The sequence below is a fragment of the Arenibacter nanhaiticus genome, from assembly GCF_900141935.1.
Taxonomy (GTDB): Bacteria; Bacteroidota; Bacteroidia; order Flavobacteriales; family Flavobacteriaceae; genus Arenibacter; species Arenibacter nanhaiticus.
The window spans coordinates 96,293-111,990 of sequence record NZ_FQYX01000010.1 but is presented as its reverse complement, the minus strand read 5'-3'; the positions used below and the strand labels follow the sequence as shown (position 1 = coordinate 111,990).

The window sequence follows — 15,698 nt, the reverse complement described above, 5'->3', positions numbered from 1 at the left end:
CCAAGAAGAATTATAAAAATTCTTAGAAACAAACAGCTTTACAAATTTTCAACCAACTATACCTTTGCGGTATGAGACATAATACCCAATGTCTCCAATTCTAACTTAGCCTCTTTTAGTTGCGCCTCAGAAAGGGTGACATGCGGAAATCTGCTTGGTCCACAATCGACCCCTAAGACCTTCATAAATGATTTTGCCGCTCCATTGAAGCCTCCTTTAGCATTTAACACATCGACAAATTTCATTGATTTTGCCTGTAATGTCGCAGCTAAAGCATGATCACCATTATTAAAGGCCTCTAAAATAGCCAAGTATAAAGGGGCTAAATGATTATAGGTACTTCCTACCCAACCATCGGCTCCAAAAGGCAAACTTGCCAAGAAAATCTCGTCAAAACCAAATAAAATACTAGCAGAACCATTATTGAAGTCCTTTGCGTATTTATAATCAATAAGATTGTTATTGGTGAATTTAATTCCGGCAAGATTCGGAATCTGGGGTGTTGCCAATTCCAAAAACTCGGCCATAGAGAAGTTTGCACCGGTTAATACAGGAATATGGTAATAGTAGAATGGAAGGTTCGGAGCACAGGCGGCAATTTCCTTACAGTAAGCCACCAACTTATGAATATCTGATAACCTAAAATAATAAGGTGCCAAAACTGCAATCCCGTCTATTTTATTTTCTGCAGAATGCCTCGCCAAATCCTTGGCTACCTCTAAACTGGTATCTCCAACATGATTGATCACAAAAAAACCTTCAGGCTTATTTTCGCCCCAAGCATTTGCTATTTCTTTTCTCTCCCCAACGGTCAAAGAAGTAAAGTCTCCAGTAGAACCGTTAATAAAAGCACCTTTAACACCATTTGTCTTTAAAAACTTCCCATACTCAGGAATTATATCTAAATTTAGCGAAGTATCCTCGTGCATAGGGGCATAGGTCGCAGCAATAAGTCCATTCATCTTTTTTGTATTTATTATGTATTACATAATACATAACATACTCAAAGATTTTCAAGCACGCAAAAGAAATCTTTCTCTATTTTTACAATATCTACAGCATTATTCTAGGGTAATCAGTCTTTCCAAAATCCAAAAACTTAGCCCGCCCCACCTCTTTACACAACACCATCCTCTAACTAATATACGCTATAGTACAACACTTTAAATGTATTAATGGATTTTATTCAATAAAATAAATGACTCTACATTTTTTTAATAATTGAATACACAAAAAAATAATATCAAAATTTTGTTAATAAAGTTATTTTCTATAGTATTGCATTATGTAATACATAATAACTAACAACATGAAACAAAAAAACAAACTAATTCATTACGTACTTACGTTAGCAGCTTTTTTGCTGTTTAGTGGTGCGTATGCACAAGAAAAAACAGTCACCGGGACTATTTCCGATGGCAGCGGACTACCCCTTCCAGGGGCAAACGTTTTGGTAAAGGGAACCACCACAGGTACCCAAACTGATTTCGATGGTAACTATTCCATCCAAGCCAGTCCAAACGATGTATTGGTATTTAGCTACCTAGGGTTTACAACCCAGAACATAACGGTAGGAAACAAAACTGTCATTAATGTTTCCCTACAAGAAGATGCTTCAGTTTTAGATGAAGTAGTTGTTACTGGTTACGGTAGCCAGACCAGGGGAACTTTGACCACCTCGGTTTCTAAATTAGACACTGAAATTTTGGAAACTTCTACCAGATCTAACGCTGCAACGGCCTTACAGGGTACCATTGCCGGTCTTAGAGTTACCAACAACACTGGTCAACCAGGCGCTACCCCATCTATTGTTTTACGTGGCGGAACCAACTTTGACGGGTCTGGTTCTCCTTTAATTTTGATCGATGGTATCCCAGGCTCTTTTTATGCCTTAAACTCCGATGATATCGAATCTATCGAAGTATTAAAGGATGCTGCGGCCACCGCTATTTATGGTGCAAGATCTGCCAATGGGGTTATTTTGGTAACGACCAAATCTGGTAAGGTCGGAAAATCCTCTATCAACTATAAATACAAGTATAGTATTAATGAGGAAAGAGATGATCAGAAGTACCTCAGTGGTGCCGATTTCTTAAATTACAACAGACAAGGACATCGCTACTCAGAAGAAACGCGTGGAAATCCAAACTTCATCCGTCAATTCATCAATGGAGACAATTCATTTGGTATCGGAGGAAACACTACCAATTCTCCTTTCACCACCCAGTTGTTAACAGCAGACAACCAATACTTATTGAACCAACCTGGATGGCAAGCCATTCCCGACATTTTAGATCCTAGCAGGCAGATTTTATTTTATGACAATAAAAACGTAGGAGACCGTATTTATCAAAACAGTGCCACGAAGGATCATTATTTATCCTTTGACGGTGGTAACGAAAACGGAAACTACTACTTAGGGCTTGGACTTTTAGACAACGACGGTTTAATTTTAGGGTCTGGTTTTAAAAGATACTCAGGAAAATTTACAGGGTCTTATAAAATTACTGACAACGTAAAAGTTAACTCTAACGTTTTATACTCTCATTCTAACTTAAATCGAAGCCCATTGGGAGGTGACGATACCGTATTTAGAAGATTCCAAGGTCAGGCTCCTACTTCAAGGGATTACGACAACAACCCTGACGGTACTTGGTCCGATGTATATGCCGTAGGGCAAAACCAAAGTTTCGGTAACCCATTGTACTATCAAGATAAATTTGTTAGAAAAAACTTAGAACAACGTTTATCGGCCTCTGTCGGCATCGACTGGAGTATTTTGGATGAATTGGTACTATCGGTAGACGGAAGTCACTTCGCCATCAACAACCACAACGAGAGCTTTAACAGAGCGTATAGAGTAGGAAGTACTTCTGGACCTTTACGTACAGCACGTGAAGCATCGGTAAGCTTAGGCAGAACTTTAAGAAACCAGTTGACTGGTACTTTAAATTATACCAAATCTTTTGGCGATCATAATTTCAACGCATTGGTTGGAACAGAATACTACAAGGACAACTTCTTTACAACTTCTGCCGGAACAAGAAATTCTCCTACAGACTTAATTGAAACTCTTAATGCCGGAGCAGAAGCCGATGGAATCCCTTATAGTTTTGAAACAGAATACGTTATCGTGTCTACTTTTGGACGTTTGTTGTATGATTTTGACAACAAGTATTTGATCAGTGGTACTTTCAGACGAGATGGATCTTCAAGATTAGGAAACCAGAAATTTGGATTCTTCCCGGGGGTTTCTGCAGGTTGGAATGCCCACAACGAAGATTTCTTTATCGAATCTAACATCAACAAGTATATCACCAGATTAAAACCAAGATTGAGTTACGGGGTGAACGGAAACCAAGATGTTTTAAGTAATTATGGTGTTTTCGGAGCTTATGGAAGTCAAGGTGTATACAATGGCCAAACAGGCTATGCCAACTCTTCACTTTCTACTTTGGATCTAAAATGGGAAAAGTCAACTACCTTTAATGCCGGTTTGGACATCTCCTTTTTAGACAACAGACTTTCTTTTATTGCCGATGTATACTCTAGGGACATCAAAGACAAACTAGCAAACTTAACATTGCCTTATTGGACTGGTTTCAGTAGTATTTTAACCAACAACGGTACGATTAGAAACAAAGGTTTTGAACTACAGGTTGATGGTGACATTATCAGAACTGAGGACATCAGCTGGAGTGTTGGAGCGACTTTTACCTCTAACAAAAACTACGTGATCAAGCTACCTGAAAATGACAATGACTTAAACAGACAAGGAGGAGAGTTAATCTATAACCCTAAGACTGGTGAAGAAGAATGGACAGGTGGTTTCCAAGAAGGACAACGCTCTGGGAACGACCTTGTAATAGCTTTTGAGCAAGAGCGTATTTATGCCACTCAGGCCGAAGCCGATTTAGACAATGCGATCACGGACGAATTTATGCCGGCCGCCAGCCGAAATAAACGTTGGGCCGGGGATGCTAAATGGGTAGACCAAAACAACGATGGCGTCATCAATGGTCTTGACAGAAAGGTTATTGGACGTACCACGCCTGACTTTGTTGGAGGTTTGACTACTAATTTCAAATACAAAGATTTTAGCTTATTTGTTAAAACCGATTTTGCCACAGGACATTTAGTATGGAATCATATTAGAGCTAAAGGGTACGGACAAACTCAGGGTAACCTAAATCAGCCTATTGAAGTATTAGATTCTTGGACCCCTACCAACACGGATACAAATTGGCCACGTATGGTTTTTGTAAATGACGCAAAAAATGTATGGAGAGGTAATGAATCTTCCTATAGCTTGCAGAACTACGGTAACCAACAATTCTGGGAAAAAGGAGATTATTTAGCACTAAGAGAGGTAACTTTAAGCTATAATGTACCGGCAGAATACTTTAAAAATACCATCAAAAGACTAAACGTTTTCGTAACCGGTTCTAACTTACATTACTTTAAGAGTATGAGCGGTGACACCCCAGAAATCGGCGGTGTTCAATATGGAGCATTCCCGCTTCCAAAAACGATAACGATAGGACTTAATCTAACATTTTAAATAGTAGCAAAATGAAAAAATATATTTATATACTATTAGCTGCCGTTAGTTTGACTGCCTGCGAGAGCGAGCTAGAACTAACTAGTCCCAGCGAATTGACCGCAGCTGGTTTCTGGGATACCGAAGAAGGGGTGAGAACCGCGCATACGGGACTGTATGCGAACTTAAGATCTTCCGCCGATGAATTATGGCTATTGGGAGAAATGAGAAGTGATATTTGGGGTGGACGAACGTACGAGTCGGCATCAAACACTTCCTTGATCGAATCTAACATTACTGTTGCTACAGCTCCTTTTGGTGGCTGGGCAGGTTTATACACCAGAATTCATAGAATCAATGACTTTTTGGCAAATATTCCAAATGTAACTTTCGTTAATGAAGACGAAAAAAGCCACCTTATTGGACAGGCTTATGGTTTAAGAGCCTTGTATTACTACACTTTGCTAAAAACTTGGGGCGATGTGCCAATTTCTCTAGAGCCGTTAACAGATGTTGACCCAGCTTCTTTGAGCAAGCCTAGATCGCCACAGAGCGAAGTAATGAGCTTGATCAAATCGGACATTCAAGCTTCCTTAAGCGCTTTTGGATCGGACGGAAGCTTCTTTAACAACAGTAGAGTATATTGGTCAAAAGCCGCTACATTAGCCCTTAAAGGCGACGTGTATATCTGGTCCGGTAATTTATTGGGAGGAGGTAATGCCGATTTCACGGAGGCAAAATCAGCCTTACAACAAGTGGAAGCCTTAGGAGCAAGCTTAACAAGTGATATCTCTGAACTATGGGGCGTGCCGAACGAAAATAACAGCGAGTTTATTTTTGCCATCCAATACAAGCAAGATGAAGCATCCAACTTTTACAATAGCTTAACTGGTAGAAGTACCGAGATCAACCCTCAGTTTAACGACAACGGGGAGTCTATGAGCGACTTTATAATCGCTGGTGCCAACCGATATGGACAGTCAGAAAAAACCATATTGTTGTTAGATGACAATGACGATGCCCGTAAAGATGCTACCTTCATTAGATTGTATGTTGATGACAATGGCGGTTTGGGATATCCTACCTATAATGAACCTAAATATTTTGGTTCGGTCTTTAATAAGTTCCTAGGACAAGTAAATGGTTCTGAGCGTATTTTTGAAAATGATGTACCTGTATACAGATATGCCGATGTACTATTGCTTTTGGCCGAAGCCAAAAACCATTTAGGTGAAAATCCATCTGGAGAAATCAACCAAATCAGGGAAAGAGCTTACGGAGACAACTACAATCCACTTATCCACGCCTATATCAATGGCTCTAAAGAAGATAACGCTAACGCAATCTTAAATGAGCGTTACAAGGAATTTATTGGTGAAGGAAAAAGATGGTGGGATCTAAGAAGAGCCGGGAACAGTTATGTCTTTGACAATATCGAATTCCTAAGCCCTGGAGATGAGTTTAAACTTATTTTACCAATTACAACGGATATGATCGGAAGAAACCCATTATTGGAGCAATCACCAGGATATAATTAATATTGAGTTTAGTTAATAGTTGAGTTAGTTTTTTTTTAAAGGAGGGGGTTGTGCCCCTCCTTTTTTATTTCCACAAAATACTAGAATACCACCTACTTACAATTGCCAAGAAACCAATCCCTCTTTCCCACTTGCTAGCAGCATTTCAAAAAAACGCGATCGTTTTCTAATATTTAAGGTTATGGTTAAAAAAAATGCATTGCGGTACCACTTCCGGCGTTTTAAACATAGAACTGCTCCCAAGGAGCATAAGTTGCCCCAACAGTATAGCAAAGCTATCCGTTAAGACTTCCTTCCATACACAAGCCTAGCCCCAAATATTATAAGGTAAGTTCGCCATAACCAAAATACATTTACGATCTTACTCCCCCACCCCAACACTTAAATTGAAAAGCAATAAAAACATACGCTCCCCTTATAAAACCGTATAACTTTGTGACCTAAAAAAGCAAATGGCTGACTATTCTTTTTGATAAATTTAACTAGAATTTTTAACCTAATTTCTTGAACAATGACGAGCAAATTCCTAGCTAAATTCCACTCTACAGGCCAATATGTTAAAAAAACCAAACAAACCGTTAAAATGTTTAGCCCTTTCTTTTATTTTAATAGGTTTGCCCCATGATTTGCTGATATCAAGCGAATTATAAAAACGACAAAAAGAGGGCGTTGAATTTCGGGAACGCCCTCTTTATCTATTTCTCGAGAATTTCCATAAATTTTCATCCTACGGACATTAGACCCCTTCCAAAAGGATTGGCAGAAAAAGCAATGCATATCATTACAGCTTTTTTACCTACTGCCATATACCTCAACCAACCTTTCTATTGTTGATATGGAATCTCAATTCTTTACACCTTTTAGTATAATAACTTGGGCGTTCCCTCCTTCGTCGGTCGGGCACTCCGCTGTATCCCTTGCTTTGCTTCGGGGATGCCGCTGCGTTCCCTAACGCGGAATTCGGTGAAAATGGAGTAATTGATTAATTATGGAGGGTTTAAAAGGAGTTTATTTTATAATAAGACCCGATTATACAGTAGAACCTGGGCGTTACATCTATATAAAAACATATAAATGAGACAGGTATAAAAAAATCAAAACAGCCTATCCGAAATAATAGACCTGATGTTGCCTATAGATAAAACATCTATTAATAATAACTTTTTATGAATGCTAGGGCATATCTAAGAAATGGTCAGCCAATGAACAAATAGGGTATTCTTAGAATGGAAACGAGAAGAATAAGATAAGAATCACCTAAGCCACTTTAAATCCATTTAAAAAAGGCTGATTTACAAGCTGACTTAATTTGCCAATACTTAAAGGTTTTACAAAATACTCTTGCACCAATTCATATTGTTGCGCCTTAGCCCTGTCCGCTTCACTAAAAGAAGAGCTTACAATAGCAATAAAGGTATTGGCTTTATTGCGAACCGCCGGTAAGTTGTCTAAAAACTCCCAGCCGTTCATCACAGGCATATTAATATCTAATAGAACCAACAATTCTGTAGCGCCTGTAAACTCTTCTTTAATATATTGAAGGGCTTCCAGTCCGTTATAAAAAATAACAGGCTCTTGTAAGCCTACTTTGGTACAGGCTTTTTTATGCAATAAACAATCAAGTTTATTATCCTCTATTATTAGTACTTTCCTGTTCATAATCGGGTGATATTTTTAAGAAAAACTTCTCCGAAGCAGACTCTTTTCTCTTTTAGTTTTTTTTATTAAACAACAGTTTTCTTCCAGCCTAATTATTAGGTCACAAAATTAGTTTATTTGTAAGAAATATTAATTATTTATGTTAGAAAATAGAATAATTTTTATAAGATCCGGATTTAAGCACCTACAAAAAACAGGAGCAATAATAATCTATACCTCCTAATATTAAATTCATAAAATTTTAATTGACTTATTAACACCTCCAAAATATGGACCATCAGTAAAAATGCACTGTCCTAGAATTTTAGGGTATCAATAAAATTTATTATAAGCAAAACCTTAACAATACCTCAGTGGTTTTTGACTCAATATTTACAGTTCGACGAATATTTATGTTTTTGAACGAATTTTACAGTAGATTTGCCCAATATTGTTCTACAGATATAACTATTAAAGTTAGGTAGAACTTATAATATTTCACACGCAAAATTAATTATAAACAAAGGTATTTACGGTTTTCTAATAATATCTAATCGTTAACTCTTAGTTCTTATCTATAAAAAAAAAGAGTCCTTAACAGCATTTAAGGTGTAAAAATTTCATAATTTACATAACACTTAATTCTTGTATAAGGGATATTTAAATTAATAATATGGCTATCCAAAGCGTTGCAGCGCTCCCTTCCTACACTTCCCTCCATCTGACATCTAAATCTTACGATGATATTTGTCAAATGGCTGCATTTATCTGCAGTTCTTTGCCCTCGGCAGTTGTGCTTTTAGAGGTTCCAAAATATTTACACTCCCCATCGGAAGTATCCACTATAAAGGAAACTGCGCTAGAAAAATTATTTAAAGACCATCTTCGCAACGCTCCCAACGAAGTTTTTATCATAGAGAACAGCAAAAAAGACAAAAGACTTTCGGAAGAAATAGCAAGCGGCACGGGCAGCCTTCCTGCTTTTATGGCCTTTGTTCCTATCCTAGATGTTACTAAAATGGCAGTAGGAGTCCTCAGTATTCAGGATAATACTCCCAAAAAACTTAGATCAGAACAAGTTAAGGCCTTGAAGGTTGTAGCCAGGCAAGCCCTAGCATTGTTTCCGACCCCGCAAGCCCCACAAAAAAACGATGCCTCCAAAGCAGCCGAAGCATCCCCCCTTGGTTCAAATGAGTCGCCAAACAAAGACGAAAACACAACAGCGCTTTTACCCCAAAAAAACATTGAAAAAAAGATGCTATCGATAGATCCAAGGACTACTTCTCTTACACAAGCGGGCTATAACCTATTATCGGTTATAGATACACAGGGAAATTTTATCTTCGTGAACCAAGTGTTATGCTATACCTCAGGTTATACAAACAAGGAGTTATTGGGAACTAATATTTTCAGTTACGTCCACTTAGAGGACCGCGATACCGCTGTTCATAATTTTTCACAATTTATTCAAGGAGAACCCTTTATTTCTACACCTTATAGGGTTAAACATAAATCTGGTAGTTGGAAATGGTTTGAAATCATAGTTGCCAATATGATTTATGATCCCCATATTCAAGGTATTGTCATTAAAGCAAGGGACATTACAGAAAGGGAAGAATTAAAACATCAATTAGCAATCTCGGAAGAAAAATACCGTTTGCTTTTTAAGCTCAGTCCATTACCTAAGTATATTTTTGATATTGATTCCTTACAGATTATTGATGTCAATGAAGCCATGATCAATCTTTATGGTTACAGTAGGGAGGAGTTCTTGGCCATGACGGCTATAAATCTTAGACCTAAGGAGGAAGTCTCAAATTTTATAGCGGCCATTCAAAAAAACAAAGAACAAGAAAATGCTATTAAATTTGGGGTGTTTACGCACCAAAAGAAAAATGGCGACTTATTAAGAATTGATGTTACTGGCCATTATTTAAGGTATAACAATCTAAATTGTTTAATGATTGTTTGTAACGATATAACCGAAGAAGAACAACGCCGACAAGCACTAGAACTTTCCGAGCAAAAGCTAAAAAAGGCTACGGCCATTGCCAAATTAGGCTATTGGAGTGTTGATTTACCACAACTGTCTGCAACTTGGTCCGACGAAACCTATAAGATCTGGGGAAGAAAAAAAGAAAGCTTCGACATTAGATTTGAGAGTTTCTTAACGACCATCTATGTGCCAGACCGAAAACATTTTTTAAAGACACACGAGGAGCTGTTTTCAGGGAAGAAAGAACAGGACGTTGTATTTAGAATCGGGCTCCCTAACGGTCAAACAAAATGGATTCGTTGCTTAGGGCGCCTGATAAAAGATGCCGCCGGTAATCCTTTTAAAGTAGAGGGTACCGTACAGGACATCACACAACAAAAAAAGGAAGAAGGACAGCTGCGTCTCTTAGAATCCGTGGTAATCCATACCAAGGATGCGGTCATGATCACAGAAGCAGAACCCTTTGACGAGCCAGGACCAAGAATCCTCTATGTAAATGATGCCTTTTCCAAGATGACCGGGTATACCGCCAAGGAGGTATTGGGCAAAAGCCCTCGTATCTTGCAAGGGCCAAAAACAGACAAAGTAGCCTTAAAAATACTAGGGGAGGCCATGCGTCGCTGGGAGCCCTGCGAAACTACCGTTATCAATTATAAAAAAAACGGGGAAGAATTTTGGATCAATTTTTCCCTAAACCCAGTTGCCGATGCAACGGGCTGGTATACCCATTGGATCTCCATTGAAAGAGATGTTACCAAACAGAAAAACTTGGAACTCCAGAAAAAACTGCTGACCGACATCAGTAGATTGTTCAGTCAGCACGAAACCCTTCACCCTTGTTTAAAAAGTGTTCTGGAACTTATTGTTACTTTTAGAGATTTTACCATCGGTGAAATCTGGATGCCCGATACAGAGAACAAACAAATACAGTTGGTCGCCACCTATACAGAGAAAGATTGTGGGAAAATATTTTATGCGAACAGCAAAGAGGTCCAATTCTTTAAAAAGGGCCAAGGCTTACCAGGAAAGGTTTGGGAAGAACAACGGCTACAAAAATGGGATGATCTGCAAAAAAAAGAAGAATTTATAAGAAGAAAAGCTACTGAAAACACTTCTATGGATATGGCCGTTGGGATCCCCCTGACTCATAACGAAGAATTGGTGGGCATCCTAGTGCTAGTCTTAGAAAAGGCCATGTACCACCATACCTTGGAAGGCGAATTTTTTGAGCAGATTTCTACCTATTTAGGCGCCGAAATAAAGCGTAAACGCCTGGAAATTGAACTCGATCAGATTTTTAAGTTTGCCCCGAATATCGTTTGTATCGCAGGGAAAAACGGTTATTTTAAGAAAATTAATCCGGCTGCCACCAAAATTCTAGGCTATACGGAAGAAGAATTATTGAGCAGGCCTATTTTAGAATTTATACATCCCGATGACCGAGAAATTACAACCAAGACCTATGCAGCTCATAATGAGTATAACAAGATTAATAAATTTCAAAACCGCTATATCTCCAAAAACGGAAAAACTGTTTGGCTTAGCTGGAACACCAGCCCTGCCCCGGACATAGGGGTAACCTTTTCTATTGCCGATGATATCACAGAAACCAAAAAACTGCAGCAACTCTTGCACATTGCCAACAATTTGGCCGAAATAGGGAGCTGGGAACTAGATATGGAGTCCAAGAAAATTTATTGGTCTGAGATTACAAGACAAATCCATGAAGTAACTCCCTATTACCAACCTACCTTTGAAACCTCTAAAGATTTTTATAAAGAAAATTATTATTGGGAAAAGATGACTAGCAGTGTCCAAACGGCTATCAATAAACAGGAGGCTATAGAATATGACATGCCCATTATTACGGCAAAAGGCAATGAACGATGGATACGGGTCATAGGAAAACCTGAATTTAAGGACGGTAAATGTGTACGTATTTATGGGAGTATTCAAAATATCCAAAAACTGAAACTTACCCAATTGGCACTACAAAAGGCCTTTAAGGAAAATCACCGGATCTTAGAGAGTATCGGTGAGGCCTTTATTTCTGTAGATACTCAAGGAATCGTCTCCTATTTCAACAAACAGGCAGAAGAATATCTGGGAATTGCACGTAGAAAGGTTGTAGGACATTATTTATGGGATGTCATTCCTAAAAACAATTCTTTTTATGAAAAGTATAAAAATTTTGAAAACCTTTTAGAAAATAAGCAGAAGATTCACTTTGAGGAGTACCATTCAGAGTCAAAAAAATGGTTCGAGCTAAATATTTACCCTTCTAACCAAGGCATGTCTATCTTTATTAAAGATGTAACAGACCGCATAAAGGCGGAAGAAAAAATTAAAAAATCGAACGAGCGATTCGAAATTGTAAGCCAGACCTCCAAGGATTTTATTTGGGATTGGGACAAAATAAATAATACGCTATATTATAGCGAAGCTTACGAAACCTTGTTTGGCTATAAAAAGAAAAAAAGCCCTCTAAAATCATGGCAACCGCATATCCATCCAGAGGATACAAAAAGGGTCAAAGATTCCATTGACCAGGCTTGCAATGACCCCAACACCAGTAATTGGGTCGCAGAATACCGCTATCAAAAAGCAAATGGACAGTATGCTTATGTTGTGGACAAAGGGGTTATCATTAGGAACCCTAAAGGAGAAGCCATTCGTATGGTGGGCGTAATGTCCGATATTACCTTCCGTAAAAATTATGAAGAATCCTTAAAGAAACTCAACCGGGAATTAAAGGAACACGCCCTCAATATTGAAAACCAAAACAAAATACTCCGAGACGTCGCCTGGACCCAATCCCATGTGGTCCGGGCCCCGGTAGCGCGCCTTATGGGGATTATAGACTTGTTTAAAGAGGATATGTTAGACCCTAGGGAAAAGGAAGAAATGTTAGACCATATCCTTGCCGCCACCCAGGAAATAGACCAAATTATTACCGATATTGTCCAAAAATCCGAATCGTTAAGCGATATGGAAAACCCGGAACAAAACATCCTAGAATAGGCTATCCTTTGCGCTATTATGGGAATTATACGCCCTGTATGCCTTATTGCTATAGCCGCTTTTAAAGCGAACAATAATCATAATTATATATAGAGAGTTTCTGAACATGCCTACAGTATGTACGGAGACTCTATACACATCGGTAATGTTCTCATTTTGAAAAAGCTGCCTAGATTAACAAGAAATTCTCTTCTATATTTCATAAAACATTCCACATAAAAGAGTAAGTGATCATAATGTTTCTCTTGATGGCTTTTTGTATATTTATGATACTGCTATAAAATCTTCTAAAAAAATTAATACCAAGATCATAAAATAAGTTCCACCTAAATAAAAGGCCGCATGAATTTTATTTCAGATAACGTCATCCTTGGAAATTACGGAAAAATCTTTGCCACGGATGCCAAGGAAAAAGAGGATTTAGTAAGGATAAAAAACCTATTGATGAAGATCGCAGGGGTCACCGATATAGTAATGCTTGATACTTTTCCAAATGAATTTAAAGTACATACCAACAGGGTTGTAGAAATCAAATTGGCGGAAGACAAGGTAAAAATACTCGGTGTTCATGCCATTATAAAAGGATGGATTTCTATATAAATGTTAGTATCTACTTATATTAGTATGGCTAACCATATTGAGAGTTAAACTATATAAAATATCTGTATGGTAGGTTTTAATTCTCCTATAACATACTTGTTTAAATTTCACATATAACTTTAACTAACAATAAGCAATGAAAGGAGCATAACCGGTACTAAGCGCAAATGCGAATTACATGCTTGTACTGAGCGCAGCTGAAGTATGACCGTTAACACACAATAAATACCCACATATGAAAATTATCTCTTGGAATGTCAACGGCATACGGGCTGCCGTAAAAAAAGAGTTTTTTGAATCCATACAACTACTGAATCCGGACATCCTTTGCCTACAGGAGACCAAGGCACAAGAAAATGAGGCTGCCAAGGCCACTTCCCCATTACAGGGCTTTGCTAAATTTCACAATGCTGCCGAGAAAAAAGGCTATTCGGGTACCGCTCTATATTCCAAGGAAGAGCCCTTACAACTTACCAAGGTGGTTCTCCCTGTTGAAAGTACCGATGAAGGAAGAATTCAGTGCGCCGAATACGACAAATTTTACTTGGTCAATGTCTATGTGCCTAACTCTGGGCAGCAATTAGACAGATTACCCATGAGGAAAGAATGGGATGCAGAATTTTTGGAATACCTAAAAAACTTGGAAAAGACCAAAGCTGTCATTGTCTGTGGCGATTTTAATGTAGCCCATACTCCTATGGACTTAAAAAACGACAAACAGAACTATAATAAAACTGCCGGGTATACCCAAGTAGAAATCGATGGCATGCAAAATTTGATCGATGCAGGATTCACAGACACTTTTCGGTTCTTTCACCCCAACGAGGTAGCCTATACCTATTGGAGCTATAGGTTTAAGGCAAGAGAGCGGAATATAGGATGGCGAATCGATTATTTCTTGGTAAGTAAAAGTTTGGAGGCCAAAATAAGCTCTGCCGAAATTTTTCCGGAAGTGTTAGGATCTGACCATTGCCCCATAGCACTAACTATTGATATTTAAGCAGCCATCTCCATCATGATCTTGTTTTGAACATTAAACTTATTGATATGGTACCCATAGCACTACTTCTACCTTGTCTTCCCTGTAAATTTCTTACGCCTTGAAAAAAGGGCATGGAGCGCAGTTAAGGGCTAGAAAAACCGATTATTATAGTGAATAAAAATCAGCTATGACCCTAATCATGTCATTACAAGCTATTACCCTTTACATTTAATAAAACGAAAAAAATGAATACAGGTTTGGTGCTTTCAGGAGGAGGGGTTAGAGGCATTGCTCATATTGGTGCGATTAAGGCATTGGAAGAAATGAACATTTTCCCTACCCATATTGCCGGCACCAGCTCTGGGGCCATTGTAGGAGCCCTATATGCCACAGGCTTAGGATGGGAAGAAATCCTTGAGTTCTTTAAAACCGTACAAATTTTTAATATCAAGAAATACGCCCGCAACAAGCCCGGAATTGTAGATACCGATAAATTTTACGACCAATTAGCCTCCTATATCGCTATAGACTCCTTTGAATCGCTTAAAAAACCCCTTTTTATTACCGCCACCAATATTCTGGACGGTACCTTAAAAGTTTTCCATCAGGGGGAACTTATTCGACCGGTATTGGCTTCCGCTGCCTTTCCCGGGGTTTTTGCCCCAATAAAGATCCAAAATTCTTATTATTCGGATGGCGGAATCCTTAACAATTTCCCTTCAGACCTTATAAAAATACACTGCGACCAAATGATCGGTATTTATGTCAATCCTTTTGAGTCGATAAAAATAGAAGATCTAAAAAGCTCTTATAATGTAATAGAAAGGGCTTATAAGATAAAAATGGCCAATGATTCCATGCTTAAATTCAAAGAATGCGATCTGGTCGTCACCCCAAGAGACCTTAAAAATTACAACTCCTTCTTTAAAAAAGATATAGACATTTTGTTTAACATAGGGTATGAGGCCATGATCAATGCATTTAAAACCAAGAACAGCGCAAAATCGCCACATATAGCGACCAACATATTTGAAACGTAACCCATTTTTTGATAAAGTAGCCTTCTGCCTTCACCAGAAATAACCTTGTATTTATAAAAACAACTAGACGGCTCTTAAAAACGAAACCTTCCTTAACGCCCTAACTTTCTGGTCTCCAACAACAAAAGAAAATACCATTTAAAGCCTGTAAGGATGTCGGATAAAAAAACGTTTTTTTTTGCACACGAAATAAATATTTATCTATATTTGCAGCCGTTGTGAGGGCGCTAATATGCCAGAGCAGCAATATTGTGCCGATGTAGCTCAGCTGGCTAGAGCAGCTGATTTGTAATCAGCAGGTCGTGGGTTCGAGTCCCTCTATCGGCTCAAAAAAACAGAAGTA

The 15,698-nt window shown here is 38.3% G+C and carries 8 protein-coding genes and 1 tRNA gene; 7 read left to right on the top strand and 2 right to left on the bottom strand.

All coding sequences use genetic code 11. From position 1 onward, the window contains the following. Positions 1-56: 56 nt before the first annotated feature. A complete protein-coding gene (locus tag BUA16_RS08355) occupies positions 57-962 on the bottom strand; it encodes a dihydrodipicolinate synthase family protein (RefSeq protein ID WP_072764298.1) in 906 nt (301 codons plus the stop codon). A 347-nt stretch (positions 963-1,309) separates the two neighbouring features. Between BUA16_RS08355 and BUA16_RS08350 the strand changes: the two genes are divergently transcribed. Both BUA16_RS08350 and BUA16_RS08345 read left to right on the top strand, forming a co-directional pair. Beyond that, positions 1,310-4,561: a SusC/RagA family TonB-linked outer membrane protein gene (locus BUA16_RS08350; RefSeq protein WP_072764297.1), complete on the top strand. Its 3,252-nt coding sequence runs from the start codon at positions 1,310-1,312 to the stop codon at positions 4,559-4,561. 11 nt (positions 4,562-4,572) lie between these two features. Beyond that, entirely contained in the window at positions 4,573-6,078 is a 1,506-nt protein-coding gene (locus tag BUA16_RS08345) for a RagB/SusD family nutrient uptake outer membrane protein (protein WP_072764296.1), read from the top strand. Positions 6,079-7,335: 1,257 nt separating this feature from the next. Here BUA16_RS08345 and BUA16_RS08340 read toward each other — a convergent pair. After that, a complete protein-coding gene (locus BUA16_RS08340) occupies positions 7,336-7,737 on the bottom strand; it encodes a response regulator (RefSeq protein WP_072764295.1) in 402 nt (133 codons plus the stop codon). A 652-nt stretch (positions 7,738-8,389) separates the two neighbouring features. Between BUA16_RS08340 and BUA16_RS18825 the strand changes: the two genes are divergently transcribed. From BUA16_RS18825 to BUA16_RS08315, 5 genes are all read left to right on the top strand, one after another. Beyond that, entirely contained in the window at positions 8,390-12,733 is a 4,344-nt protein-coding gene (locus tag BUA16_RS18825; protein ID WP_084668459.1) for a PAS domain-containing protein, read from the top strand. Between the two features lie 342 nt (positions 12,734-13,075). Then, a complete protein-coding gene (locus tag BUA16_RS08330; RefSeq protein WP_072764293.1) occupies positions 13,076-13,333 on the top strand; it encodes a hypothetical protein in 258 nt (85 codons plus the stop codon). Between the two features lie 235 nt (positions 13,334-13,568). Further along, positions 13,569-14,333 (top strand): exodeoxyribonuclease III, encoded by a 765-nt coding sequence (locus BUA16_RS08325; RefSeq protein ID WP_072764292.1) that lies wholly within the window; start codon positions 13,569-13,571, stop codon positions 14,331-14,333. A 227-nt stretch (positions 14,334-14,560) separates the two neighbouring features. Next, entirely contained in the window at positions 14,561-15,355 is a 795-nt protein-coding gene (locus BUA16_RS08320) for a patatin-like phospholipase family protein (RefSeq protein ID WP_072764291.1), read from the top strand. Between the two features lie 253 nt (positions 15,356-15,608). After that, positions 15,609-15,682: transfer RNA gene (locus tag BUA16_RS08315), tRNA-Thr, on the top strand. Positions 15,683-15,698: the final 16 nt, after the last annotated feature.

What these genes read in the sequence shown, in the direction of transcription:
- BUA16_RS08330 (WP_072764293.1), top strand. Translation starts at nt 13,076, where the DNA reads ATGAATTTTATTTCAGATAACGTCATCCTTGGAAATTACGGAAAAATC.
- BUA16_RS08355 (WP_072764298.1), bottom strand. Translation starts at nt 962, where the DNA reads ATGAATGGACTTATTGCTGCGACCTATGCCCCTATGCACGAGGATACT.
- BUA16_RS18825 (WP_084668459.1), top strand. Translation starts at nt 8,390, where the DNA reads ATGGCTATCCAAAGCGTTGCAGCGCTCCCTTCCTACACTTCCCTCCAT.
- BUA16_RS08345 (WP_072764296.1), top strand. Translation starts at nt 4,573, where the DNA reads ATGAAAAAATATATTTATATACTATTAGCTGCCGTTAGTTTGACTGCC.
- BUA16_RS08320 (WP_072764291.1), top strand. Translation starts at nt 14,561, where the DNA reads ATGAATACAGGTTTGGTGCTTTCAGGAGGAGGGGTTAGAGGCATTGCT.
- BUA16_RS08340 (WP_072764295.1), bottom strand. Translation starts at nt 7,737, where the DNA reads ATGAACAGGAAAGTACTAATAATAGAGGATAATAAACTTGATTGTTTA.
- BUA16_RS08350 (WP_072764297.1), top strand. Translation starts at nt 1,310, where the DNA reads ATGAAACAAAAAAACAAACTAATTCATTACGTACTTACGTTAGCAGCT.
- BUA16_RS08325 (WP_072764292.1), top strand. Translation starts at nt 13,569, where the DNA reads ATGAAAATTATCTCTTGGAATGTCAACGGCATACGGGCTGCCGTAAAA.